20 protein-coding genes are annotated in these 24,398 nt (G+C 64.2%); 3 read left to right on the top strand and 17 right to left on the bottom strand.

Annotation, left to right across the window (positions count from 1 at the left end; translation table 11 throughout):
* Window positions 1-24: 24 nt before the first annotated feature.
* A complete protein-coding gene (locus tag IPK75_14655) occupies window positions 25-2,070 on the top strand; it encodes a TonB-dependent receptor (GenBank protein MBK8199591.1) in 2,046 nt (681 codons plus the stop codon).
* Here the strand turns inward: IPK75_14655 and IPK75_14650 are convergent, their stop codons facing one another.
* The 15 genes from IPK75_14650 to IPK75_14580 form a co-directional block, all read right to left on the bottom strand.
* A complete protein-coding gene (locus tag IPK75_14650) occupies window positions 2,071-2,997 on the bottom strand; it encodes a biotin-dependent carboxyltransferase family protein (GenBank protein ID MBK8199590.1) in 927 nt (308 codons plus the stop codon).
* On the bottom strand, window positions 2,994-3,635 hold the full coding sequence (locus tag IPK75_14645; GenBank protein MBK8199589.1) for a carboxyltransferase domain-containing protein: 642 nt from the start codon (window positions 3,633-3,635) through the stop codon (window positions 2,994-2,996). Before IPK75_14645 ends, IPK75_14650 begins: the two co-directional genes overlap by 4 nt.
* Entirely contained in the window at window positions 3,632-4,384 is a 753-nt protein-coding gene (pxpA, locus tag IPK75_14640) for a 5-oxoprolinase subunit PxpA (protein MBK8199588.1), read from the bottom strand. The genes IPK75_14645 and pxpA overlap by 4 nt, the downstream gene beginning before the upstream one ends.
* On the bottom strand, window positions 4,381-5,589 hold the full coding sequence (locus tag IPK75_14635; GenBank protein MBK8199587.1) for an Nramp family divalent metal transporter: 1,209 nt from the start codon (window positions 5,587-5,589) through the stop codon (window positions 4,381-4,383). Before IPK75_14635 ends, pxpA begins: the two co-directional genes overlap by 4 nt.
* Complete coding sequence (locus IPK75_14630; protein MBK8199586.1) at window positions 5,586-6,719, bottom strand: DUF2891 domain-containing protein; 1,134 nt, start codon at window positions 6,717-6,719, stop codon at window positions 5,586-5,588. The genes IPK75_14635 and IPK75_14630 overlap by 4 nt, the downstream gene beginning before the upstream one ends.
* Window positions 6,720-6,795: 76 nt before the next feature.
* A complete protein-coding gene (gene lpdA, locus IPK75_14625) occupies window positions 6,796-8,211 on the bottom strand; it encodes a dihydrolipoyl dehydrogenase (protein MBK8199585.1) in 1,416 nt (471 codons plus the stop codon).
* A complete protein-coding gene (locus IPK75_14620) occupies window positions 8,211-8,603 on the bottom strand; it encodes a hypothetical protein (GenBank protein ID MBK8199584.1) in 393 nt (130 codons plus the stop codon). Before IPK75_14620 ends, lpdA begins: the two co-directional genes overlap by 1 nt.
* Entirely contained in the window at window positions 8,549-9,886 is a 1,338-nt protein-coding gene (locus IPK75_14615) for a pyruvate dehydrogenase complex dihydrolipoamide acetyltransferase (protein MBK8199583.1), read from the bottom strand. The genes IPK75_14620 and IPK75_14615 overlap by 55 nt, the downstream gene beginning before the upstream one ends.
* Window positions 9,886-11,292 carry a pyruvate dehydrogenase complex E1 component subunit beta gene (locus IPK75_14610; GenBank protein MBK8199582.1) on the bottom strand — a complete coding sequence of 469 codons (1,407 nt, stop codon included), beginning with the start codon at window positions 11,290-11,292 and terminating at the stop codon, window positions 9,886-9,888. Before IPK75_14610 ends, IPK75_14615 begins: the two co-directional genes overlap by 1 nt.
* A complete protein-coding gene (gene pdhA / locus IPK75_14605) occupies window positions 11,292-12,302 on the bottom strand; it encodes a pyruvate dehydrogenase (acetyl-transferring) E1 component subunit alpha (protein ID MBK8199581.1) in 1,011 nt (336 codons plus the stop codon). Before pdhA ends, IPK75_14610 begins: the two co-directional genes overlap by 1 nt.
* Window positions 12,303-12,366: 64 nt before the next feature.
* The gene (locus tag IPK75_14600) at window positions 12,367-12,666 is read right to left on the bottom strand and encodes a septum formation initiator family protein (GenBank protein MBK8199580.1); all 300 of its coding nucleotides are present in this window, start codon (window positions 12,664-12,666) and stop codon (window positions 12,367-12,369) included.
* A gap of 35 nt (window positions 12,667-12,701) precedes the next feature.
* Window positions 12,702-13,844, bottom strand: a complete 1,143-nt coding sequence (locus IPK75_14595) for a toll/interleukin-1 receptor domain-containing protein (protein ID MBK8199579.1) — start codon at window positions 13,842-13,844, stop codon at window positions 12,702-12,704.
* Between the two features lie 81 nt (window positions 13,845-13,925).
* The gene (eno, locus tag IPK75_14590; GenBank protein MBK8199578.1) at window positions 13,926-15,206 is read right to left on the bottom strand and encodes a phosphopyruvate hydratase; all 1,281 of its coding nucleotides are present in this window, start codon (window positions 15,204-15,206) and stop codon (window positions 13,926-13,928) included.
* A 148-nt stretch (window positions 15,207-15,354) separates the two neighbouring features.
* Complete coding sequence (locus tag IPK75_14585; protein ID MBK8199577.1) at window positions 15,355-15,537, bottom strand: 50S ribosomal protein L32; 183 nt, start codon at window positions 15,535-15,537, stop codon at window positions 15,355-15,357.
* Window positions 15,538-15,818: 281 nt separating this feature from the next.
* Window positions 15,819-16,916 (bottom strand): CoA transferase, encoded by a 1,098-nt coding sequence (locus tag IPK75_14580; protein MBK8199576.1) that lies wholly within the window; start codon window positions 16,914-16,916, stop codon window positions 15,819-15,821.
* 118 nt (window positions 16,917-17,034) lie between these two features.
* On the opposite strand from IPK75_14580, the gene IPK75_14575 reads away from it, so the two are divergent.
* Window positions 17,035-18,300: a hypothetical protein gene (locus IPK75_14575; GenBank protein MBK8199575.1), complete on the top strand. Its 1,266-nt coding sequence runs from the start codon at window positions 17,035-17,037 to the stop codon at window positions 18,298-18,300.
* A gap of 2 nt (window positions 18,301-18,302) precedes the next feature.
* Here IPK75_14575 and mfd read toward each other — a convergent pair whose 3' ends face one another.
* Both mfd and IPK75_14565 read right to left on the bottom strand, forming a co-directional pair.
* A complete protein-coding gene (gene mfd, locus IPK75_14570; protein ID MBK8199574.1) occupies window positions 18,303-21,863 on the bottom strand; it encodes a transcription-repair coupling factor in 3,561 nt (1,186 codons plus the stop codon).
* Between the two features lie 21 nt (window positions 21,864-21,884).
* The gene (locus IPK75_14565) at window positions 21,885-22,151 is read right to left on the bottom strand and encodes a succinate dehydrogenase assembly factor 2 (GenBank protein MBK8199573.1); all 267 of its coding nucleotides are present in this window, start codon (window positions 22,149-22,151) and stop codon (window positions 21,885-21,887) included.
* Between the two features lie 167 nt (window positions 22,152-22,318).
* On the opposite strand from IPK75_14565, the gene recG reads away from it, so the two are divergent.
* Window positions 22,319-24,397 carry an ATP-dependent DNA helicase RecG gene (gene recG, locus IPK75_14560; protein MBK8199572.1) on the top strand — a complete coding sequence of 693 codons (2,079 nt, stop codon included), beginning with the start codon at window positions 22,319-22,321 and terminating at the stop codon, window positions 24,395-24,397.
* Window position 24,398 lies beyond the last annotated feature (1 nt).

Here is a 24,398-nt window from a genome sequence, read left to right as displayed (position 1 = left end):
TATAACATTGTAGCGAGACCTCCCATGAAACGCGCCCTCCTGGCGACTGCCCTCTCGACGCATGCCCTCATGGGCGCAGCTTTTGCGCAGGAGGACGAAGCCGATCGCCGGCTTGAAACGGTGCTCATCACATCGGCGCCGGGGCCGGACAGGGCCAGCGACGAACTGGTTGGCAACGCCACCGCCCTCGATCGGGCAGATATCGTCGCGGACCTCGCCTCGACGCTGGGCGACAGCCTGTCGGGCGAACCCGGCATTGCGTCCACGTCTTTCGGACAGGGCGCCAGCCGCCCGGTGCTGCGCGGACTGGGCGCCGAGCGGGTGCAGGTGCTGACGAACGGTATCGGCGTCATCGATGTCTCCGCCGCCAGTCCCGATCACCAGGTGGCCGCCGACGGCATCGACGCCGAAAAGATCGAGATCCTGCGCGGCCCGGCGGCGCTCGCCTACGGAGGACAGGCTATCGGCGGGGTCGTCAACGTCATTGATGGGCTGATCTCCGAATCGCTGCCCGAGAAGGCTTTCGAAGGAGACGCGCTGGCGGCCTATGGCAGCGTCAACAATGGAACGGAACTTGCCGGACGTTTACGCGGCGCGCGCGGACCATTCGTGCTCGCCCTGTCTGCAGCCACCCGCGATTTTGGCGACTATGATGTCCCGGGATATGTAAAGTCGTCACGCCAACGCGCGCTTGAAGCCTTGAGCGGCAGCGACCCGGCGGACGACGAACGCGGTTCCGTTTCGAATTCATTCCTCGATACGCAATCACTCGGTGCAGGCGTCTCCTACGTTGGCGCCTTCGGCTTCGCGGGATTGGCCGTGCGGAACCAGCAGGCCACCTACGGACTCCTTCCTGAAGATGACGCCCAACCGTTCATCGATCTCGACCAGACCCGCTACGATGCCCGCGCGGGCGTGGATCTCGGCGGTGACGTACTCAAGCGCCTCTCCGGATCGGTTGCCTACGCGGATTATTCGCACACGGAGTTTGAGGGCCCCGGCGAGCCAGGCACGATTTTCGATACGCACGGCATCGAAGCCCGAGGCGAGCTCGATCATGCGTTCGCCGGGTTCGAAGGTGCGCTCGGCGTTCAGCTGATGCAGAAAGAGCTGAGCACCGTTGGCGATGAAGCCTTTATCGCGCCGACCGACAGTGACGCGCGCGCCTTGTTTCTTTATGAGGCACGCGACTGGGACAACGGATTTGGCCTCGAGGGCGGCTTGCGCGCCGAACGGGTCAAGCACGACAATCGTGACTTTGGCGAAGCCGAATTCGACCTGTTCAGCGGTTCAGCTGGCGCGCACATCCACTCCGATACTGGCTGGTTTGCCGGCGTTCAGGCCAGCTACACTGAGCGCGCTCCGAACGAGAGTGAACTGTTTGCGTTCGGCCCGCACCTCGCAACGCGCCAATTCGAAGTCGGCGATGCCAGCCTCGACAAGGAGCGCGGTCTGAACCTCGAAGGCTCGCTGCGCTGGAAGCTGGATCGCTATTCGATCGGCGTGAACATCTTCCGCACCGGCTTTTCGGATTTCATCTACCTGACACCCGGCGCCGCCGATGCGGGCAGCGGACCCGAAAGCGAAATCGACGGTCTCCCTGTCTTTGTCTTTTCGCAGGCCGACGCTGTGTTCAAGGGAGCGGAAATCTATGGCGACGCCTGGTTTGACGATGCAGTTTTCGGCGCCGACTGGCATTTGAAAGGTGGCATCGATTTCGTCGACGCAAAACTTGACACCGGAACTGCTGTTCCTTTCGTACCGCCCTTGCGCGTGTCGGCCGAGGCGACCGCAAGCTGGAGACTTTTCGAACTCGGCGCCGGCGCTGAATGGGCCGCGGACCAGTCCGACGCCGGCATCGGCCAATTGCCGACTGACAGCTACACGCTTGTTTCGCTGCGCGCGGCCCTGAATCTTGCCGAACTCGGCTATGGCGGCGACGGCACGCAGGTTTTCGTGGATGTGCGCAATGCCACCGATGAGGAGGCGCGCGCGGCCACGTCGGTCCTCAAGGATTATCTCCCGCTTCCCGGCCGCAACGTGCGCGCCGGACTGCGCGTCACCTTCTGATCACAGACGGAAGTCCGGTATCCAGCGCGCCAGCAAGGCTTGCTTGGCGCGCAGGACCTCTTCGGCCTGCACCTGCGAAACCGTCAGAAAGCGGAGTGAGTCTCCCGGCCGCAGCTGGCCCAGCAAATGACGGTCCGCACGCACCACCTGAAGCAGGTGCGGATAGCCGCCGGTCGTCTGGCCGTCCGCCAGCAGAAGGAAACCCCGCCCCTCGGGCGTCACCTGAAGCGCGCCTGGAAACACAGCCGAGCTCGGGATCAGCCCGCCTGCACGCCCAGCTGGAAAATCGCCCGAAAGTTCGGCGCCCATGCGACTCGTCCGTCCCGTGATACGGAAGGTCCCCTGCAAGTTGACCGCTCTATCCGGTCCTGCGTCGGGACCGGCAACCGCCCTGAGCGCGTAGCTTGAGGTGGGCCACAGGCGGAGTTCCAGAGGCGTTGAAACAGCGTCCGCAGCGTTGGCTGCGCGCCATTCCAGCCGGTCGCCCGCCGCCAGCGCCCTGCCCTGGAAGCCGCCGAATCCCGCAGGCGTATAGGTCGAACGCGACCCAATGAACGCGCTGGCTTCGAAGCCGCCCCGAACCGATAGATAAACGCGCGCCCCCATGGACATCGCACCAATCTCCAGCACCGCCCCTTCCGGAACGGTGAGCGTTTCGTGCATGCCGGCAGGCTGCTCATCGAGTTTCGCATTCGTCCGGGCACCGACGAGCCCTGCTTGCACTGCCGATTCAAACCGGAAGGATGCCGGACCATTCGAAATTTCGAGGCATGGCGCATGGGGTGGATTGCCCACAAGGCGGTTGGCGAGCGCCATGGAGACAGCATCGGCCGGGCCGCTTGAGGGCACGCCGGCGTGGCGAAAGCCCAGACGCGGCTCTGCCTGCAGCGTTGCCTGCACGCCGGGGTTCAAGACCAGAAGCTTCATGGCACGCGCGGGCCGCGCAACGTCAGCGTATCCCCCGCCTTCAACACAAACGGGTCCGCCGCTGAGCGGTCGAACAATGGCTGCAGCACGCGCCCTACGATGGGCCAGCCGGCTGGCCCCGCAAGCGCGTACAATCCGATCTGCCCCGTGATCAGCCCAATCGATCCCGCATCAACACGTTGCCGCGGGTTCGCGAGCCTTTCGGCTTCGAGGGAAGCGTCCAGCCCCGCAACATACGCGAAACCTGGCGTGAAACCGAGCATATCGACTTCGAGCTTCGATCCCTCAATGCGTCCGACAAGTTCGGCCTCGGTCACACCGAGGCGGTCCGCCAGCGCGTCGAGATCGGGCCCGGCGAGCCCGCCAAATTCCGCCTCCAGAACGTGGTGGCGTCCCACAGCCACGGACGATGCACCCGGCGTAGCAATACACTCCTTCAGCCGGTCGCTCGCCTCAAAACCGCGCTCCGTATGCGGATCGTATTCGACGGTCACGTTCCGTTTTCCGACGACTACCGACACCCATTCGCCGGTTCCTCGGAGCCGATCGGCAAGCGCATGACGGACGGCACCCGGACCGCACAGCACGCGGAAGGCGTCGTCGCCGCAGGGGACGATTTCGAACGCTTCCGCAATCATGCACGCACCTCGATCCCGGCCGCTTCGAGACCCCGTCTGATTGCGCGCGCATGCTCAGCTGCGCCGGGCGTATCTCCGTGCAGGCACAGCGTATCGATGGAGAGCTCGATCCTGCCTCCGCCGCGCACTCGAACCGCCGCCTCTTGAATGAAGCCCAGTGCCTGCTCCAGCATGCCTTCCGAATTCTCGAGCACGGCGCCGGGCAGCGCGCGCGGCGTCAGCGTGCCGTCGGTCTCATAGCTGCGGTCAGCAAACCCTTCCGCGACAAACCTCAAGCCTGCCGCTTCGACCGCCTGCCGCATTACCCCCTTCGGCGGACCGATGACCTCTCCGATACCCGATGATCTTGCGAGGTTTGCAATCAAGACTGCCAGGTCGCCATCCAGCGCCGCATCATTGTAGAGCGCCCCGTGCGCCTTGAGGTGCGCGAGCCGCACGCCCTCCTCAGCTGCGATGGCGACGAGCGCTGCCACCTGCTGCGACAGGGCCGCCGCAAGCGCCTCGCGCGGCATGGTCAACGAGCGACGGCCGAAATGCTCGATATCGGGATAAGATGGGTGTGCGCCGCTTCGAACACCATTCACGGCCGCGCAGCGCAAGGTCTCACGCATCGATTCCTCGTCGCCGGCGTGTCCGCCGCAGGCAATATTGCAGCGTGTGACGACAGCCAGCATCTCTGCGTCTAGCGCCCGTCCCCTCGCGCCTGGCAGTTCGCCAAGATCGGCGTTGAGGCAAATCGCACGATTCATGGCCAGATGCCTGCTGCGCGCAGGACCAGTCGGGCGCCGAGGCAGATGGTGACCAGCAACACACACCCACCGAGGAAATTCTGAACCGGCGAATTCACATGACCGCCCAGCAGGCTGCGCCGGTTCATGGCGATCAGCAGGAAAATCGCGACAACCGGCAAGAGGATGCCATTCGCCACTTGCGCCGTCAGAATGATCGTCAACGGATTGAAGCCGAGCAGCGCAACGCCGGCGCCCGTGGCAAGGACCGTCAAAGCCACAATCCGAAAGACAAGGCCGCGCGGCGGCTGGCGCGTGAGTTCGCAGACGGCATAGGCGGCGGCCATCGGCGCGGTGATCGCCGAACTGAGCCCCGCTGCAAGCAGGCCTGTCCCGACCAGGTAACGCGCGACATGCCCGTACGCCGGTTCGATCGCGGCCGCGAGATCGGCGCCGGACTTGATGACCAGGCCGGACGAAAACAGACTCGCCGCAGCCGTCACGAGAATGAAGATCGAGATGAGACCGCCGAGCCCTACGGAGACCTGTGTGTCGCGCCGGGCCGCCACGAGGGCAGGCTCGCCGCCGCCCGCCCACCGCTCGCGGGCGGTCGAGGCATGGAGGAAAAGGTTGTAGGGCACGATCGTGGTGCCGATGAGCGCTATCGCCGTGAACAGCCCGCCCTCGGGGATGGCGGGTAGAAGCCCCGCAAACAGTTTTGCAATATCCGGGCGCGTGACGAGCACGCTGCCTGCGAATGAGAGGCTCATGAGGATGACCAATGCGATCAACACCCGCTCCAGCACTTTGTAGCTGCCAGAAAAAAGCAATCCCGCCGCAAGCACAGCGAGACCCAACACGATAACGCGACGGTCCGGTGCCGCAGCACTCAGCAAGGCCTCGCCCCCGAGCGCGCCGCCTGTCAGGTTACCGGCTTGATAAGCGGCATTGCCGAGCACCAGCGCTGTCAGCACAAGGGCCGATACGGCAAGCTTCATTGCCGCGTTGCCGGCGCCCACCATCAACGCCTCTCCAAGACCGACCCCCGCGACCACGCCGAGCCGCGCAGACATCTCTTGCAGAATGACCGTCGCCGCTGTTGCAAAGACCAGCGCCCAAAGAAGCGCATAGCCAAAATTTGCACCCGCCAGCGTGCAGGCGGTGACCGTGCCCGGCCCGATGAAGGCTGCCGCAACCAGCGCGCCGGGGCCGACCTGCAACTTCATTTCTGCGGCAAGCCTCTCTTTGTTTCGAGGTACGTTGCGAAACTCGCCAGCCAGTGGCCGCCGGAATAGTGCGCGTCACTGACGGCCGCGATCCCTGTTTCCTTGTGAACCGCCGCCGCTGCCAACAGCGAGGCGCGGCGGGCGTCATCAGCCGGCAACGCCGCCGCGATGCCTTCCATCGCCCAGGCGCGCGAAAGGTTGACGCCGTCGAGGTGCACAAGCTTTCCGTCGGTTGCATCAAGCACGATACCGGGCGCAAGCCAGTCGGCGCTGCCGTCAAGGGGGATCTGTGGCAGGAACGCCGTCAGCCATTCGGCAAACGCCTGCTCCGCCAGCACACGGCGCATCAGGTCCGCCTCCATCAGGCAAGGCGACAGGAAATCCTCACCAGACGGCTCATAGGCCAGCGGACAGTTTACATCATCCTGGTGGAAGGCGAGCGCCTTTGCGGCGAGCGCCGCGCGGAACTCCGTGTCACCAGCCTCGTCGGCCCAATCCAGCATCAGGCCGAAAGCGAAAGCGGTCTGGTTGTGAGTGCCGATGCGGATCGGATAGACCAGCTTCGTAAGCCAATCCATCGTCTGGCCCCGGATGAAACCTTCGAGCGGCTCCAATGCGCTGATCCAGCCTGCGGCTTCCGGAAAGTCTGCCTGCCGCAGCTCGGTCATCAGCTGCAGGAACCAGGCCGTGCCGTAAGGACGCTCGAAGCTCGCCCGGTCCGGCGCCTGGAAGTATGCAAGTTCGCCCGCGATATTTTCCGGCGTAAAGCTGCGACCCAGCGACTCGATGATGGCCTGCCGGAAGGGCGTATCCGGATCGGCGTTCAACAGGCGCACCAGCAGCCAGTGGCCGTGCACGGATGAATGCCAGTCATAGCAACCGTGGAACGCTGGAAAAAGCTCGTGCGGCGCGCCGACATCATCGGCCGAATTCAGGACGTGGCTGATCTTGTTCGGGTACTCGCGGTGGATACAGTCCAGCGCCATGCGTGCGAACCGGTCGGCCACCACGCCTTCGCGTGCGGGCGGCAAGGTGATTTGCGCCGCCTCTGCCGGGGTGGGCGCCACATCATTCCGGGAACACGCGGCCAGCAAGACCGCGCCTGCCAACGCCCACAACCTGATCCGCATGCCGCGCCTCCGCCTTTGCCCAGAGGTCTTGGGTAACAGGCGCGGGGCCCTGCCCGCAAGCCGCGAGTTCGTGCGCTCAGATGTGCAGCGCCCGGCCTTCTGCGTCGAGCACAGCTTCGTGCATGGTTTCCGAAATTGTCGGGTGGGCAAAGATCGTGTGCGCCAGATCCAGTTCCGTGAGTTCACCTTGCCGCGCGATCACATAGCCCTGGATGAGTTCGGTGACTTCGGCGCCGATCATGTGTGCGCCGAGCAGTTCGCCGGTCTTCTTGTCGAACACGGTTTTCACCATGCCGTTCACTTCGCCCATCGCAATCGCCTTGCCATTGCCGATGAACGGGAACCGTCCGACCTTGACGTCAAACCCCTTCGCTTTCGCGGCGGCTTCGGTCAGGCCGACACTCGCCACCTGCGGGTGCGAATACGTGCAGCCGGGCACGTTGGAAGCATCGAACGGCTCGGCGTGGTTCTTGCCATGGATGCCCTCTACGCAGACCACGCCTTCATGGCTCGCCTTGTGCGCAAGCCAAGGCGGTCCCGTCAGGTCGCCGATCGCATAAAGGCCCGGCACGCCGGTCTTGCCGAAGCCGTCGACAACGACATGCGTCTTGTCGATCTTCACGCCGAGCGCTTCCAGTCCGAGGTTTTCAACGTTGCCGACAATACCGACGGCGAGGATCGCCCGGTCGAATTCCTTCGTTTCCTTCTTGCCGTCCTTGGTCGTGATGTCGGCGGTCACAGTCGTCTTGCCGGCTTTCAGGTTCTCAACCTTCGCGCCGGTCAGGATGTTCAGGCCTTGCTTCTTGAAGTCCTTCTCCGCCAGCGCCGAAATCTCGGCATCCTCCACCGGCAGGATACGCTCCATCACTTCGCAGACCGTCACTTCAGAGCCGAGCTCGTTATAGAAGCTCGCAAACTCGATCCCGATGGCGCCGGAACCGATGACCAGCAGGCGTTTCGGCGTCACGTCCGGCGTCATCGCCTCGCGGTAGGTCCAGATCAGCTTGCCATCCGCCACGAGGCCCGCCTGCGGAATGTCACGCGCGCGGGCGCCAGTGGCGAGCATCACGTGCTTCGATTGGTAAGCCGTATCCTTGCCATCCTTGCCTTTGACGATGACTTTCGGAGCCGGCGCTCCCTTCTCGAGGCGCGCCGTGCCTTCGATCACGTCGATCTTGTTCTTCTTCATCAGGAACTTGACGCCGTTCGACAGTTGCGAAGCCACGGCCCGCGAACGCTTCACGACGGCGTCCAGGTCGAAATCGACATTGTCGATCTTCAGGCCGAAATCCTTGGCGTGCTTTGCCAGATGCAGCACTTCGGCCGACCGCAGCAGCGCCTTCGTCGGAATGCAGCCCCAGTTGAGACAGATGCCGCCAAGGCTCTCGCGCTCGACGATGGCCGTCTTCATGCCGAGCTGACTTGCGCGGATCGCCGCAACATAGCCGCCCGGGCCGGAACCGATGACGATCAGATCATACTGGTTTGACATCAAGAATTGCCTTTCAGTGTCGCCCACAAGGCGCGCGCGTCGTCGGCGCGCTCCTGTGTCGAGTAGTACAGTTCAACGGTGCAGACGTACTCGGCTTCTCCCTCGGCGACCTCCAGAGTGATGAAAGAGAGGATTTCTGCGGCTTGCTCAGCGGCATCACCGCGCAGGCTGGCGAGGAAATTGTCCGCGTCCGCGATGGTTGCGGCTTCATCGCATTTGCGAACAATTTGCTGTTCATACGCCAGTGGCTGCATGATCGCCTCGACCTGGGCGGCTGAATAGACCGGCGTATGCGCGCAGGCCGCAACTGACAGAAGTCCAATGATCGCTACTGTCTTCACAACAGCATCGCCTCTGGCGTTTCCACGTAGCGCTTGAAGGCCGCGAGCCATTTTGCGCCCTCTGCCCCGCCGATCACGCGGTGGTCGCAGGTCAGCGTGACCGTCATCACGGTACGGACAACTACATTACCGTTCTCGTCGACGACCGGGCGCTTCTCGCCGACGCCGACCGACAGGATCATACCCTCCGGAGGATTGATGATCGAGGCGAACGACTTGATGCCGAACATGCCGAGGTTCGAGATCGAGAACGTGCCGCCCATGTATTCTTGGGGCTTCAGTTTGCGGTCTCGGGCGCGGGCGGCAAGGTCCTTCATCTCTTCGGAAATCTCGGCGAGACCCTTGCCTTCCGCCTTGAAGATCACTGGCGTGATCAACCCGCCCTCGACCGCCACAGCGACCGAAATGTTGGCTTGCTTGTGATAGGCGATGCCCTTGTCCGTGTACGACGCATTGCAGTCCGGCTCGTCCATCAGCGCCAGCGCACAAGCCTTGATCAGCAAGTCATTGACCGAAATCTTCACGTCCTTCGGTGCGGCAGCGTTGATGGCCGCGCGGCTCTCCAGAAGATTGTCGAGCTGGATGTCGACGTTCAGCGGGAAGTGCGGCACCTGCATGAAGCTCTGCGTCAGGCGCTTCGCGACCGTCTTGCGCATGCCGTCGAGCGGCTTCATTTCGTAAGTGTCCGGCGCATAGACCCGGTCGTCGAGCACCTGCGGCAGGATCAGCCCGTCGGCCGAGAGCGGTGCCGCTGCGCCGCCAGCGGCGGGCTGGGACGCGCCCGGTTTCGCCTTCTCGACATCCCGGCGGATGATCCGTCCATGCGGTCCGGAACCTTTGAGGGCCTTCAGATCAATACCCTTGTTGGCAGCGATGCGCTTGGCGAGGGGGCTCGCCATGACACGCCCCCCACTCTGCCGCTCATCCCGGCGAAGGCCGGGATCCAGAACGGCCACCGCAGACTGGACCCCGGCTTTCGCCGGGGTGGGCGGAGAGGAGGAGGCAGCGGGAGACGTTGATGGCTTTGGCGCGGGCGCAACTTCTGCCTTCGCCGGAGCCGCGGCAGGCGCTTTCACGTCGGCGGCGCTCTCGCCCTCCTCCAGCAGGACCGCGATCACGGCGTTGACCTTCACGCCTTCGGTGCCTGCCGGCACCATGATCTTGCCCATCCTGCCTTCATCGACGGCCTCGACTTCCATCGTCGCCTTATCGGTCTCGATCTCGGCAATGATCATGCCGGACTTGATCTCGTCGCCTTCCTTGACGCGCCATTTGGCGAGCGTGCCCTCTTCCATCGTGGGGCTCAGCGCAGGCATCGTGATGTTGACGGGCATCAGAACGCTCCCTCACACACCTTCTTCGCGGCACGGACGATATCATCCGCATTCGGAAGACTCAGGGCTTCGAGATTGGCGGCATACGGCAGCGGCACGTCCTTCTGGTGCACGCGCACCGGCGGCGCATCGAGGTAGTCGAACGCCTCGGCCACAACCGTCGCGGCAATCTCGGCGCCGACGCCCATGAAGCGCCAGCCTTCTTCGCAGCATACGAGGCGGTTCGTCTTCTTCACGCTCTCGATCACCGTGTCCGTATCAAGCGGACGCAGCGTGCGCAGGTCGATCACTTCGGCGCTGATGCCTTCTTCAGCAAGGCGCTCGGCCGCCTGCAAGGCGAAACCCACCATGCGGGAATGCGCGACCAGCGTGACATCCGTGCCTTCGCGTTTCACGGCCGCCTTGCCGATCGGCAGGATGAAATCGTCCATGTCCGGCACCGGGAAGGACTGTCCGTAGAGCAGCTCATGCTCGAGGAAGACGACCGGGTTCGGATCGCGGATCGCGGCCTTGAGCAGGCCCTTGGCATCAGCCGCATCATAGGGCGCGATCACCTTCAGGCCGGGAATCTGCGCATACCAGGCCGAGTAGTCCTGACTATGCTGCGCGCCGACGCGGCTCGCCGCGCCGTTCGGGCCGCGGAACACGATCGGGCATCCCATCTGGCCGCCGCTCATGTAGAGCGTCTTGGCCGCCGAGTTGATGATCTGGTCGATGGCCTGCATGGCGAAGTTGAAGGTCATGAATTCGACGATCGGCTTCAGGCCCGCAAAGGCAGCGCCAACACCAAGACCCGCAAAGCCATGCTCCGTGATCGGCGTATCGATCACGCGCCGCTCGCCGAATTCCTGAAGCAGTTCGCGCGTCACCTTGTAGGCGCCCTGGTACTGCGCGACTTCCTCGCCCATGACGAACACCCGCTCGTCACGGCGCATCTCCTCGGCCATCGCGTCGCGCAAGGCGTCGCGTACGGTTGTCTCGGTGAAGTTGGTGCCCTCCGGAATCGAAGGATCGGCCTTCACGGCCGCCTTCGGCGGTGCAGCCTCGCGTTCGGCTTCCGGTTCCGGCTTTGCCTTGTCCGTCTCCGGCACAGCAGCTTCCGCCCTGGCCTCAGGCCTCGCCTCGGCAGGCTTCGATTTGGCTGCTGCGTCTGACGCGTTTTCTCCGTCCTCGGACAGAACGGCGATGACCGCATTTACCTTCACACCTTCGGTACCTTCGGGCACGAGGATTTTCGCCAGCACGCCCTCATCGACCGCTTCGACTTCCATCGTCGCCTTGTCGGTCTCGATCTCGGCAATAATGTCGCCGGATTTCACGGCGTCGCCTTCCTTCTTCAGCCATTTCGAGAGCGTGCCCTCCTCCATGGTTGGCGACAGGGCCGGCATCAGGATATCCACCGACATCAGACTTCACCCTCGATCAAAACATCCGTCCACAGCTGATCCGCATCGGGCTCCGGACTCTCCAGCGAGAAGTCCGAGGCTTCCTTCACGATCGCCTTGATCTCGTTGTCGATTTTCTTGAGATCGTCTTCGGTCGCGTGCCCCTGCTCGATCAGCTGGCCCTTCAGCCCCTCGATCGGGTCATGGTGCGAGCGGATATCGTCGACCTCCTCGCGTTTGCGATACTTCGCAGGGTCCGACATCGAGTGACCGCGATAGCGATAGGTCTTCATTTCAAGAATGAACGGGCCTTTGCCGCTGCGCGCGTGCTTCACGGCTTTCTCGCCTGCTTCGCGCACGGCCAGCACATCCATACCATCAACTTCTTCGCCCTCGATCTCGAAGCTGATGCCGCGCTTGAACAGTTCGGTCTCTGAGGCATGGCGCTCCACGCTCGTTCCCATCGCGTACATGTTGTTCTCGATCACGTAGATAACCGGCAGCTTCCACAGCGATGCCATGTTGAACGCCTCGTAGACCTGCCCCTGGTTCGCGGCGCCGTCGCCGAAGTAAGCCACCGAAATATTGTCATTGCCGCGATACTTGTTGGCGAAGGCGAGGCCGGTTCCGAGCGGAACCTGTGCGCCCACGATGCCGTGACCGCCGAAAAAGTTCTTTTCCTTGGAGAACATGTGCATCGAGCCGCCCTTGCCTTTCGACAAACCGCCGACGCGTCCGGTCAGTTCCGCCATGACGCCTTTCGGGTCCATCCCGCAGGCCAGCATGTGGCCGTGGTCGCGGTAGCCGGTGATCACCTGGTCACCGTCCTTCAGGCAGGCCTGCATACCGGTCACGACTGCTTCCTGCCCGATATAGAGGTGGCAGAAGCCGGCAATCTTGCCCATGCCGTAGAGCTGGCCGGCCTTTTCCTCGAACCGCCGGATCAGCAGCATCTCGCGGTAGAATTTCAGCATGTCGGCCTTGGGGGCCTTGGCGGGTACTTTTTTCGAACTTTTAGGTTTAGTGGCCATGCAACGTGCCTCCCTGACTTCTTATGTCGCGGCATTTTTGCAGCGACAAGTCAGAACATCGTTGTCAATTTGCAGAGCTGCGTTCCGGCACAAGCAAGACAATCTCGCCCGGATACACGAAGGCCAGCTTGTCGCGGGCCAATGCCTCCACATAGTCGGGATCTTCAGCGCCCGGCGTCAGCCGGCGAATGTCGGCGCGCAGGCGTTCGATCTCGTCCTGCACCTGAGCAAGGTCTCGCTGGCGGTTCTCGAGTTCGATCTGCGAATCAGTCCAACGGCCGAGCCCCTTCTCCCCCGCGAATGCGTGGTAGGCGAAGTAGAGCACCAGAAGACTGAGCCCGAGAGCCTGAAGCCGAGTAACCATGGACTCACTGGTAAACGCCGGGGGTAACCAATCCCTTACCGGGCCAGAGCGGCCTTCAATCGTAATGCTCTCTCCGCCGGATCCACCGCTGTGAGGTCCAGCCATTGCCGGTCGATCAGGAAATACTCGAAATCCTCGGGCATCTCGGCGAAATCCAGCCGCACCGGCAGGAGCTTCCGCTTGTACTTGTCGGCAATGTATATCTCCCGCCGCACATTGTCGGACTGGAAGGCCTCAGCCGAGCACATCAGGCAGAACGTGTCGGAATCGCGAATCGCGCGCACGATCATGCCCGCCCAGTTTCCGCCCGCGTGTATCTCTTCCTTGTCGATCCAGACGGCGCGCCCGCCTGCCTCGACTTCAGCCACCATCGGGTAAACCACAGGCCCATCCCGGCGCGAGTATGACACGAATACAGCCGCTGGTTCGGAGGTGTCGGGCGCTGCAGCTTCCTCGCGCGCTTCCGCTGCCGGCGCGGGCGGCGGCGGCGCAGCGCGCGCCTTCTTCAGCGCGGGCCGTTGGCGCGCTTCACGTCGTCCGCCAAAGAATCCGGCGACCACGCCGGCGACTGAGCCCCAGGCAAGCGAAGCGATGGCCAGCAGGCCCGTCGACGCAAACGGCATCGCGACAAACCCGAACGAGGCCAGCGCCCCGGCCGCAACGATACCGAATATCAGCGCGTGCCCTTCTGAAAACGAGGGCGTCTCCGGCTCGCCCGGCTGGTCCTCATCAGCATACCGGTCGGTCTCATCGCTTTCGCTCGAACCCCCAGTGCCGCCCGGCCCGGCTTCCCGCCGGCGATCCGCCATCGCCCGGTCGATTTCCTGCGCGGCTTCGACAATTTTCCAGACGGTCGCAATCCGCGCCGGCGCGAAGGAAAGATCGATCGCGGCAACATCGCCCAGCCCGCGTGGCTGCAGCGTGTGATCGAGCCGCGCAAAAATCAGCCTGCCTTCCGTCCACGCATCAATCGCGCGGTTCGTGAACAGGATCTGCTTGGCCGAAAACTGCACGGCGTGCGACCAGAGCGCGAGCGTGATTTCCTCCCGCCGGGCGGGCGGATACGCAAACTTCTCCTCAGCCCGTCGCACCATGTAGCCGCGCTGCCGGAGCAGTGCTTCCACCTCCGCAGCCGCCTCCGCATCCGATTCGGAAGCCAGCAGGTAAATCTGGCGCATGCCCCTGACCCGTGCTCAGCCGAGCTTTCGCCTCTAGCACGAACTTCCGGACAGGTCGCCTTTCGGTAAATTAATCCGTGTTCACCCGGCATTGATGCGCGAAAGACCGGCATAAATGCCGATCGGGCCCAGTTCTTCCTCAATCCGGATGAGCTGGTTGTATTTCGCGATCCGGTCAGAACGGCTGAGCGAGCCGGTCTTGATCTGCCCGCAATTGGTCGCCACCGCGAGGTCCGCGATCGTCGAGTCCTCGGTCTCGCCCGAACGGTGGCTCATCACAGCGGTATAACCGTGCAGGTGCGCCAGTTCGACCGCGTCCAGCGTTTCCGAGAGCGTTCCAATCTGGTTGACCTTCACCAGGATCGAGTTCGCCGCGCCGCGCGACAGGCCCATCGCGAGGCGGTCCGGGTTGGTCACGAACAGGTCATCGCCGACCAGCTGCACCTTGTCGCCAAGCATGCCGGTCAGCGCGATCCAGCCGTCCCAATCGTCCTCGGCCATGCCGTCTTCGATCGACAGGATCGGATAGCGGCCGCACAGGTCGGCGAGATACTTTGCAAACTGCTCGGATGACAGCGACTTGCCTTCCCCGGCCAGTTCATACTTGCCGTTCTTGAAGAACTCGGTGGAGGCCGCATCGAGCGCCAGCGCAACATCTTCGCCAGGTTTGTAACCCGCTTTCTCGATGGCTTTCAGGATGAAGCCGATTGCCTCGTCGGTCGAGCCGATGTTCGGGGCAAATCCGCCTTCGTCGCCGACGTTTGTGTTGTGGCCGGCGTCGTGCAACGTCTTCTTCAGCGAATGGAATACCTCTGCCCCGACGCGCACGGCATCCGCCATGCTTTCGGCGCTGACCGGCATGATCATGAATTCCTGGATGTCGATCGGGTTGTCCGCGTGGGCGCCGCCATTGATGATGTTCATCATCGGCGTCGGCAGGACGCGGGCATTGGCGCCGCCGATATAGCGGTAAAGCGGCATCGAGCAGGCTTCAGCGGCGGCCTTCGCAACCGCCAGCGACACGCCGAGGATGGCGTTGGCGCCGAGGCGGTTCTTGTTCTCAGTCCCGTCGAGATCAATCATCAACATGTCGATCATGCGCTGGTCAGTCGCATCGAGGCCGGTCAGTTCGTTGCAGATTTCGCCGTTGACGGCATCGACGGCCTTCAGCACGCCCTTGCCGCCGTAGCGGGACTTGTCGCCGTCGCGCTGCTCGTGCGCCTCATAGGCACCTGTTGAGGCGCCCGATGGAACGGCCGCGCGACCCGTGGAGCCGTCCTCAAGCGTCACATCAACCTCAACCGTCGGGTTGCCCCGGCTATCGAGAATTTCGCGGGCGTGAATGTCGATGATCTCGCTCATGGATCGGGTCCTTCGGGGCGGCTGGGGGAGTTGCCGCAGGCGTTAGAGCGCGCCGCTCGCCTTCGCAAGTCCTCTCGCCGCCGCAGCGATCCCCAAAACAAAAGGCCCCGCCGCGAGGCGAGGCCTGTGTTGAGCCTGTTCGGAAGGCTTAGTCTTCCTGCGGCTCCAGGATCTGCTTGCCGCGGTACACGCCCGTTTTCAGGTCGATGTGGTGCGGACGGCGAAGCTCGCCCGACGAGGCGTCTTCGATGTAGGTGTTCATGTCGAGGCGGTCGTGCGCGCGGCGCATGCGGGTGCGCGACTTCGATTTCTTGCTCTTGGGGACAGCCATGGCACAATTCCGGAATCTGGTTTGGCCGCGAACCCTGATGGTACGCGGGAAAGGGCGCCTGTTAACGCAGGCTGGCAGCTCTGGCAAGCGCCAAACGGCAGGATTCTGAGGGCTGCCCGCCCAAACGAAAATGGCCGGCCCGAAGGCCGGCCAAGGTATGCAAGAAGGACGCCGGCGCTTTGCCCTGGCAAGAAGCCTGATTGGCTCTGCGCCGACAGCTATGGTTAATATCGGATTGAGTCTGAACGATGGCGATCCTCGCCGTTGTTTTCCGTTCAGGTTCAGCGGCGAACGCCCCAATCTTCAAGGATTTCAGCGGTGTGCTCGCCCGGACCCGCCGGACGGCGCTGGATGGCGCCCGGCGTGACCGAAAACCGCGGCGCCGGCGCGGGCTGGATGACCCCTTCGACTTCCACGAACGTCTGGCGATCGGTGTTGTGCTTGTATTTCGGCGCCTCGGTCATCGACAGCACCGGCGCAAAACAGATGTCCGTCGCTTCCATGATCGCGCACCATTCATCGCGGGTCTTGGTCTTGAAAACGTCCATCAGCTTGGCTTTCAGGGCCGGCCACTGCTTGCGGTCCATCTGGGCATCCCATTCGGCGCCGGTCAGCCCCGCCTTCTCCCGCAGGATGGCGTAGAATTGCGGCTCGATCGAGCCGATCGCCACCCATTTGCCGTCCTTGGTCTCATAGGTATCGTAGAAGTGCGCGCCGCCATCGAGCATGTTGGCCTCGCGGTCATCGGTCCAGACGCCCATCGCCTTCATGCCGTAGAACATGGTGGCGAGGCTGGCCGCGCCGTCCGACATCGCGACGTCCACCACCTGCCCCTTGCCGCCATTCTTGACGCTCAGGATTCCGGCCAGAAGGCCCATCGCCAGGTAGAGCGCGCCGCCGCCATAGTCGCCGACCAGGTTGAGCGGCGGGCGCGGGCGGCCATCACCGTCGCCCATCGCATGCAGGGCGCCCGTGATGGCGATGTAGTTGAGGTCATGCCCTGCGGCCTGCGACAGCGCGCCGGTCTGCCCCCAGCCGGTCATGCGCCCGTAGACGAGGTTCGGATTGCGCTTCAGCACGACGTCCGGCCCCAACCCGTTGCGCTCCATCACGCCCGGCCGGAAGCCCTCGATCAGACCATCCGCCTTCGACAGCAGTTGTAGCGCAACTTCCACGTCCTTGGGGTCTTTCAGGTTCAGCCCGATCGACCGGCGCCCCCGGCTCATCACGTCCGCCGCGCGCCCCGGCTTGCCGTCGCCCGGCCGGTCAATGCGAATCACATCAGCCCCAAGGTCCGACAAAAGCATGCCGCAGAACGGACCCGGTCCGATGCCGGCGAATTCAACAATCTTGACGCCTGAAAGCGGCCCCTGGCTCATTTCAGCCTCCCGTAGGTTCTGGTGTTCACGATAGTATTAGCCGAACTTTAAGTGTCGGCCCGGCAAAAGGAAGGGGTTCCGCCGCGTCCGCTCGCGGCCCCGTTCCGTGGCGCCTTGCATGTCCGACCTCTCCTTCCTGGATCCGCCGATCGAGGTCTGCGCGCAGTCACCGCGCCTGGAGCCGGTCGTCGCCCGCCTGAAGGCCAGCGGCATGCGCCCCTACCCCGCCGCGCACCCCATCGACTTCAGCGCGCCCGATCCGCTGCTGATCGACATTTCCACGGCGACACGGGAGGTATTGGACGCCCTGTCGCGCGCGGCCATGGTGCAGGTCCATCGCCAGATCGTTCTGGTGGACACGTCGAACTCACAGCTGCCCGCCTCAGGCGAAACAATCATCCTGCGGCGCGATGAAGACCTCGTCGCCCTGAAGAGCCGCCTGCTCGCGCTTGCTCGCCGGTCGAGCCGCCTGCGCGAAGCGGAGATCCGCCGCGAGACCGCCAGCGCGCTCGGCATCCGCATCCCGCCCGCTGACCTGAATGCTGTGCCGTCACTGCTCTATATCGGCGAGGGCTCGCCGTTGTTCCTGTCACTCCAGGGCCCGCTCAAGCAGCGCGGCATCGAGGTGACAGCCTCGATCAGCCGCGACACCGCGCGGCGATACATGGCCGAGCGGCGGTTCGCAGCGGCCCTGGTCGATCTCGATTCCTTCCACGGTGACGCCTCCGGCACCACGCGCTGGATCACCGAACAGAACGGCCTCGGCGCCCTGCCGATCATCGTGCTGACACATCCGGACATGCCTCTCAATGATCGTCAGACCACGGTGCTTTCCCTCGCGACCGAAGTCGTCGACGCCGCTGGACGCATGGCGCACATTGTCTCGCTGATCGAGACCGTCTGCCGGCGCCTTGTGGCGTTCGCGCCGATCATGCCCAAGCCGGCCACCGCGTCCGTGCTGACGGATTTCACGACCGGCCTCTTCAGCCGCCGCTTCCTTGAGAACCATATCGGTCGCCAGATGGAAGTTGCCACGCAGCGCGCCGAACCACTCTGTGTGCTGACCTTCCAGATGGACCCAGCCGTCGCCATCTCGATACCGGCCCAGCAGGAATTCGCAGCCTTCCTTCGTTCGCAGATCCGCGACTCTGACTGCGCGGCGCTCATGGCGCCCGGTTCCATCGCCATCTCGCTGCCGGCAACACCCTATCGCGGCGGCGTACGGCTTGCGGAACGGATCAGCGAGAATGCCCTCCTGCAGGCGCCGCTTACCGGTACCTCTTTCGGCTGGCGCGTCATCGAAAAGCGGGCCTACCACTCGGCGGCCGCCTTGCTCGGGCTCGGATTCACCGGTCCGATGCTGCGCCCGCGCCTTGCCGCCTGACGCTATTCCTCGCTGAGGAAACCGGTCGTCAGCTTCTTGCCCCATTTGTCCTCGACCGGAGCAGCGCGCTGGCTGGCCATCTTCGCCACAGCGTCAGCCGCATCCGCGGAGGCGAGCCCGCAGGCCGCTTCCAGTTCCTTGAGGAAGGCCTTCACCAGCGGTATGCGCCGCTCCGGCGCCCCGCCGAGGCCGGAATGCACCAGCTTTGAATCGGGCCGCAGCTTCAACTGGTTCGGCCGTGAACGGACGATCTCCATCAGGCGCTGCGGATCCATGATCGTATCCGGCCGGAAGGCGAGCACCGCCCCCTTCTCGCCGGCATCCAGCTTTGCGATGCCGAGCGTGCGGCACTGGACCTTGATTGCCATGACATCAAGCAATTGCCGCGTCTCCGCCGGCAGTGGCCCGAACCGGTCGATGAGCTCCGCCGCAAAGCTCTCGCGGTCCTGCGCGGTCGTGATGTCGGACAGGCGCCGGTAGAGCGACAGGCGAACATTCAGGTCCTCGACGTAATTTTCTGGGATCAGGACCGCGACGCCGAGGTTGATCAGCGGCGACCAGTCGTCGACCACGTCTTCCTCGTCTTTCGCGCCAGCACGCAGCGCCTTAACGGCGTCTTCCAGCATCGACTGATAGAGTTCGACGCCGACTTCCTTCACCTGGCCGGACTGCGCATCGCCCAGCAGGTTGCCGGCGCCACGCATGTCGAGGTCGTGGCTCGCGAGCTGGAAACCTGCGCCGAGCGAATCGAGCGACTGCAGCACTTTCAGCCGTTTCTCTGCCGTCTCGGTGATGACCTTGTCGCGCGGCGTCGTGAAGTAAGCATAGGCCCGCAGCTTCGACCGTCCGACCCGTCCGCGCAGCTGGTAGAGCTGCGCCAGACCGAACATGTCCGCCCGGTGGATGATCAGCGTATTGGCGCGCGGAATGTCGAGTCCGCTTTCAACGATCGTGGTCGACAGCAGCACGTCATACTTGCCTTCATAGAAAGCGGTCATGATGTCTTCGAGTTCGCCCGCCGCCATCTGGCCATGCGCCACGATGAAGGAGACTTCCGGAACGTTGAGCCGCAGGAAGCTCTCGATCTTGTCGAGATCCTGGATGCGCGGCGCGACAAAGAACGCCTGCCCGCCGCGATACTTCTCACGCAGCAGGGCTTCGCGAAGCGTGACGGTGTCTTCCTCGGTGACATAGGTGCGCACCGAAAGACGGTCGACCGGCGGCGTCGCGATGATCGACAAGTCGCGGATACCCGTCAGCGCCATCTGCAGCGTCCGCGGGATCGGCGTTGCCGAGAGCGTCAGCACGTGCACGTCGGCCTTCAGTTCCTTCAGGCGCTCCTTGTGCTTCACGCCAAAGCGCTGTTCTTCATCGACGATCACAAGACCGAGCCGCTTGAAATCGATTTCCTTGGTCAGTACCGCGTGCGTGCCCACAACAACGTCGATGCTGCCATCCCGCAGACCGTCGCGCGCCTCGGCCGCTTCGCGCGCGCTCACGAACCGCGATAGCGGTTTCACGTTGAGTGGCCAGCCTGCGAAACGTTCTTCGAAGGTCTTGAAATGTTGACGCGCCAGCAGTGTCGTCGGCGCAACCACCGCGACCTGCTTGCCACTCATCGCCGCCACGAACGCAGCGCGCAATGCCACTTCGGTCTTGCCGAAACCCACATCGCCGCAGACCAGCCGGTCCATCGGCTTGCCGCTTGCGAGATCGCCCAGAACATCCTCGATGGCGGAGAGCTGGTCCTCGGTCTCTTCATAAGGGAAGCGCGCCGCGAATTCCTCATAGAATCCTTGCCCCGCAGAGACCGCATCTGCCCGGCGCAGTTCGCGCGCGGCCGCAATTGCCATGAGTTCGGCGGCCATCTCGAGGATACGCTTCTTGGCCTTCGCCTTGCGGGTCTGCCAGCCTGCCCCGCCGAGCCGGTCCAGCTGGCTCTCGGATTCTTCAGACCCGTAGCGGCTGATCAGCTCGATGTTCTCGACCGGCAGGAAGATCATGTCGCCGCCTGCATATTCCAGCTGCAGGCAGTCATGCGGCGCGCCGGTCAGCTCAAGCGTGCGCAGGCCGACATACCGCCCGACACCGTGATCGACGTGCACCACCAGGTCGCCCGCTGTCAGCGCGGTCGCGTCGGTGATGAAGCTGGCAGACTTGCGCTTCCGGCGCGGCGCGGCGAGGCGGTCGCCCAGCACATCGGCTTCCGAAATCATCGCCACGCCCGGCAAGGCGAAGCCGGCTTCGATCGGCACCTCGGCGACGGTGAAGTCTGTCTTCTTCGCTGCCTCCAGCGTGTGCACCTGCGCGAGCCCGGTCAGGCCATGGTCGCCGAGCACGTTGATGAGGCGGTCGGCTGAGCCGGTCGACCAGGCGGCAAACACCACCGGCTTGCCGCCCGCGTACAGCGCCCGGGCATGGGCGATCACGGTTTCGAAGATGTTCTCGTCCGTACGCAGACGTTCAGGCGCGAAATCGCGTCCGCGCCGCCCGCCCAAGTCGAACTGGTTCGCCATCGGCTCGTTCGGGCTGAAACGCACGACCGCGCGGTCGGCGAGCCGCGCATCGAGTTCGTCCAGGGTCAGGTACAGGCGTTCCGGCGGTAAAACCTTCGCGGTGCGGACATCGCCGCCGCCTGCATCAAGGCGGGCCGCATAGTAGTCGCTCGCCTGCGTCAGGCGCTCATGCGCCGCTTCGCTGGACAGGTGACTGAGCCCCCACAAGGCGCTCGGCCCTGTATAATCGAACAATGTATCGAGATGGCTGTGAAACAGCGGCAGCCAGGCTTCCACGCCCTGCCGCCGGATCGACGCACGGGCCGCCTCATACATCTGGTCTCCGGAAGGGGGCCCGAATGTTTCGAGGAACCGGTCGCGGAATCCGCTCAAGACTTGGTCGTCGAACAATATCTCGCTGACCGGTGCGAACGTGACGCCCTCGGCCGCGCCGGTGGAGCGCTGCGTCTCGGTGTCGAAGGTGCGCAGGGTCTCGACCGTGTCTCCGAAGAAATCGAGCCTGTAGGGCTCAAGCGCTGTCGGCGGGAAGATATCGATGATCCCGCCCCGGATCGCATACTCACCCTGCTCACGCACCGTGCTCGAACGGATGTAACCGTTGAAGGCAAGATACTCTGTCAGGTCATCGGCCTTGACCGCCTGACCCTTGCGGATCGCGAACGAGGACCGGCGCAGCGTGGCAACCGGCGGCGCGCGCTGCACCAGCGATCCCGCCGTCGTCACAACCAGCAAAGGCCCCTGTGCAGCCTCGTAGCGCGCAATGCGGGCGAGGCCCGCACACCGGCGCGCGGCGACCGCCGGCGTAGGGCTGATCCGGTCGTAGGGCAGCACGTCCCAACCCGGAAGATCGACCTGCTCCAGCCGCGGCGAAGCGAACGTCGCCATCCGGCGCGCGGCCTGCGCCATCCGGTCATCGCGGGCCACGTAAACGCCAATTCCGCCGCGCTTCGCCAGCGCCTCGCAGAAGGTGATCACGTCGGCGCCAAACGGCGCGCCAGCCACAGCGGAAGGACCGCTAAGGGATTTCAGCAAATCAGCGGGTGTCATCAGGCTACCTTGTTGCCGGCCTCAACCGGATTGCGCGGCGTAGCGGAATGCGATCAGCTGGTCCAGCACCGGACCGGACCGCTCCGCAGGTACCGGTTCCTGGCCGACGAGCCAGGCATAAACTTCCCAGTCGGGCACTTCGAGCAGGCGTTCGAACTCGTCGAGCCCGGCCGCGTCGAACGTCGCGATGCGGGCGTCGGCAAAACTTCCCATCAAAAGGTCCATCTCGCGAAAGCCCCGGCGCCAGGCGCGGAAGCAGAGCATTTTTCGGCGGGATTCGTCGGTCATTGCGGGCTTTCCGGGGTTGCACAATGTTATGGACTATCCACACGCACTTATGGACAGGTTGTGGAGGATTTAAGGACCGAAAATCGCGTCCTTGTGCAACCTCTTATGCCACATCCGCGGCACAGAAGATTGTGCGCCTTCCCGGCTCCGCCTAGCTTGGCCCGGCCATGCGCGACGAGCGACTCTTCCCGCTGTTTGCCAGCCTCGACACCCTCACCGGTGTCGGGCCGAAACTGCTGCCGGTCCTGCAGCGGCTGTGCGGCGGCAACACGGTCTGGGACCTGCTCCTCCACCTGCCGGACCGCTGGCTCGACCGGCGCGTGCGGGCAACCTTCGATCAGACCCAGCCCGGTGAAATCGCAACGGTGCGCGGCGAAGTCATCGTCCACCACGCGCCCTACAACGACAAGTCGCCCTACCGGGTCCAGCTCGGCGACGAGTCGGGCTTCCTGACCCTGTCGTACTTCCGCGCCGATCCGCGCTGGCTGAAATCACAGTTCCCGGTCGGAGCCACGCGGATCGTCTCCGGCCGCGTCGAAGACTACAAGGGCGAGCGCCAGATCACGCACCCAGATTTCGTCGTCGATCCTGCAAAGGGCGAGGCCCCGCCGGAAGTCGAGCCGATTTACGCACTCACGGCCGGCCTCACCAACCGCCGGGTCCACACCTTCGCCCTGCAGGCGCTCAAAGCCGTACCGGCAGACCTGCCGGAATGGTCCGATCCCCACCTGGTGCAGCAACGGAACTGGCCCGGATTTGCCGAGGCCCTCGCAACGTTGCACGCACCGTCGCAATACGACGAGGAGGCTTTTGCGCGGGCCCGCGAGCGCCTCGCCTATGACGAAGCGCTGGCCCGGGCGTCGGCCTTCTCACTGGCCCGTGCGGCCCGCAGGGCCCGTCACGCGCCGGTCATCAAGGCGCCGCCGAGCGCCATCAACCGGCTGACGGATGTGCTGCCCTACCGGCCAACCGGCGCACAGTTGCGGGCCGCCGCGCAGATCAGCGCCGACCTCGGCTCAGGCACCCCGATGCGGCGCCTGCTGCAAGGCGATGTCGGCGCCGGCAAGACGCTCGTTGCGGCTATGGCGGCCGTGGAAGCGGCTGCGGCCGGCTTCCAGTCGGCTTTCATGGCGCCGACCGAAGTGCTGGCGCGCCAGCAGTTCGACACGCTCGATACATCGCTCTCGCCGCTCGGCTACTCGGTCGGTGTACTCTCCGGCCGCGACCGCGGAAGCGTCCGGGAGAGCACCCTGATGGCGCTCTCGGATGGCAGCATCCAGATCGTCGCGGGCACACATGCCCTGTTCCAGGAGAACGTGTCCTTCCGCAATCTCGGCCTGATCATCGTCGACGAACAGCACAGGTTCGGCGTGGCCGACAGGATGCGCCTCGTCAGCAAGTCGGACAGTCCGCACATGCTGGTCATGAGCGCCACGCCGATCCCGCGCACGCTGGCGCAAGCGGTTCACGGCGACCTCGACGTATCCATCCTCGACGAGAAGCCACCGGGCCGAAAACCTGTCGAAACACGGGCGATTCCGGACACACGGATTGAGGAAATCATTGAAGCGGTCGGCCGCGCCCTCAAGCGGGGCGAGCGCGCGTTTTGGGTCTGCCCGCGAGTCGATGTCGATGAGGACGATTCCTCGGCGGTCGCCCGGCATGCCGCCTTGCAGGATGAACTGCGCGTGCCGGTCGGTCTCGTCCACGGGCGGCTTCGCCCCGCCGACAAGGATGCCGCACTGGAAGACTTCCGAACCGGCAAGACGAGGGTTCTGGTCGCCACCACGGTGATCGAAGTCGGCGTCGACGTGCCGGACGCCACGATCATGGTGATCGAGCGGGCGGAGGGTTTCGGCCTTGCCCAGTTGCACCAGCTGAGGGGCCGCGTCGGCCGCGGTGATCGCCCCTCTTTCTGCATCCTGCTGTACCGTCCGCCCCTCGGCGAGACGGCGCGCGAGCGCCTCGATACGCTTCGGCGCACCGAGGACGGATTTGTCATCGCAGAAGCGGATTTCCGACTGCGCGGCGCAGGTGACGTGCTCGGGGTTCGCCAGGCGGGGGCGACCGAATACCGGGTGCTGGAAGTCAGCCGGCATGCGGGCTTGCTAGAGATTGCAGCGAAGGATGCCGAAGCAGTCATTGCCGCAGACCCGAAACTGGCCGGGCCGCGTGCCAATGCCTTGCGGATTGCACGCGAATTGCTGACACCACGTGTCGCGGCAGACGCCGAGAGCAGTTCCTGAT

The sequence above is a fragment of the Acidobacteriota bacterium genome, from assembly GCA_016712445.1.
Taxonomy (GTDB): domain Bacteria; phylum Pseudomonadota; class Alphaproteobacteria; order Caulobacterales; family Hyphomonadaceae; genus Hyphomonas.
Note: the sequence above shows the minus strand (reverse complement) of the source record. Positions and strands in the feature narration are given on the sequence as shown.

Excerpts from the sequence above, each read along its gene's own strand:
- IPK75_14655 (MBK8199591.1), top strand. The coding sequence starts at position 25 with ATGAAACGCGCCCTCCTGGCGACTGCCCTCTCGACGCATGCCCTCATG.
- IPK75_14650 (MBK8199590.1), bottom strand. The coding sequence starts at position 2,997 with ATGAAGCTTCTGGTCTTGAACCCCGGCGTGCAGGCAACGCTGCAGGCA.
- IPK75_14645 (MBK8199589.1), bottom strand. The coding sequence starts at position 3,635 with ATGATTGCGGAAGCGTTCGAAATCGTCCCCTGCGGCGACGACGCCTTC.
- pxpA (MBK8199588.1), bottom strand. The coding sequence starts at position 4,384 with ATGAATCGTGCGATTTGCCTCAACGCCGATCTTGGCGAACTGCCAGGC.
- IPK75_14635 (MBK8199587.1), bottom strand. The coding sequence starts at position 5,589 with ATGAAGTTGCAGGTCGGCCCCGGCGCGCTGGTTGCGGCAGCCTTCATC.
- IPK75_14630 (MBK8199586.1), bottom strand. The coding sequence starts at position 6,719 with ATGCGGATCAGGTTGTGGGCGTTGGCAGGCGCGGTCTTGCTGGCCGCG.
- lpdA (MBK8199585.1), bottom strand. The coding sequence starts at position 8,211 with ATGTCAAACCAGTATGATCTGATCGTCATCGGTTCCGGCCCGGGCGGC.
- IPK75_14620 (MBK8199584.1), bottom strand. The coding sequence starts at position 8,603 with ATGGCTCGCGGCCTTCAAGCGCTACGTGGAAACGCCAGAGGCGATGCT.
- IPK75_14615 (MBK8199583.1), bottom strand. The coding sequence starts at position 9,886 with ATGCCCGTCAACATCACGATGCCTGCGCTGAGCCCCACGATGGAAGAG.
- IPK75_14610 (MBK8199582.1), bottom strand. The coding sequence starts at position 11,292 with ATGTCGGTGGATATCCTGATGCCGGCCCTGTCGCCAACCATGGAGGAG.
- pdhA (MBK8199581.1), bottom strand. The coding sequence starts at position 12,302 with ATGGCCACTAAACCTAAAAGTTCGAAAAAAGTACCCGCCAAGGCCCCC.
- IPK75_14600 (MBK8199580.1), bottom strand. The coding sequence starts at position 12,666 with ATGGTTACTCGGCTTCAGGCTCTCGGGCTCAGTCTTCTGGTGCTCTAC.
- IPK75_14595 (MBK8199579.1), bottom strand. The coding sequence starts at position 13,844 with ATGCGCCAGATTTACCTGCTGGCTTCCGAATCGGATGCGGAGGCGGCT.
- eno (MBK8199578.1), bottom strand. The coding sequence starts at position 15,206 with ATGAGCGAGATCATCGACATTCACGCCCGCGAAATTCTCGATAGCCGG.
- IPK75_14585 (MBK8199577.1), bottom strand. The coding sequence starts at position 15,537 with ATGGCTGTCCCCAAGAGCAAGAAATCGAAGTCGCGCACCCGCATGCGC.
- IPK75_14580 (MBK8199576.1), bottom strand. The coding sequence starts at position 16,916 with ATGAGCCAGGGGCCGCTTTCAGGCGTCAAGATTGTTGAATTCGCCGGC.
- IPK75_14575 (MBK8199575.1), top strand. The coding sequence starts at position 17,035 with ATGTCCGACCTCTCCTTCCTGGATCCGCCGATCGAGGTCTGCGCGCAG.
- mfd (MBK8199574.1), bottom strand. The coding sequence starts at position 21,863 with ATGACACCCGCTGATTTGCTGAAATCCCTTAGCGGTCCTTCCGCTGTG.
- IPK75_14565 (MBK8199573.1), bottom strand. The coding sequence starts at position 22,151 with ATGACCGACGAATCCCGCCGAAAAATGCTCTGCTTCCGCGCCTGGCGC.
- recG (MBK8199572.1), top strand. The coding sequence starts at position 22,319 with ATGCGCGACGAGCGACTCTTCCCGCTGTTTGCCAGCCTCGACACCCTC.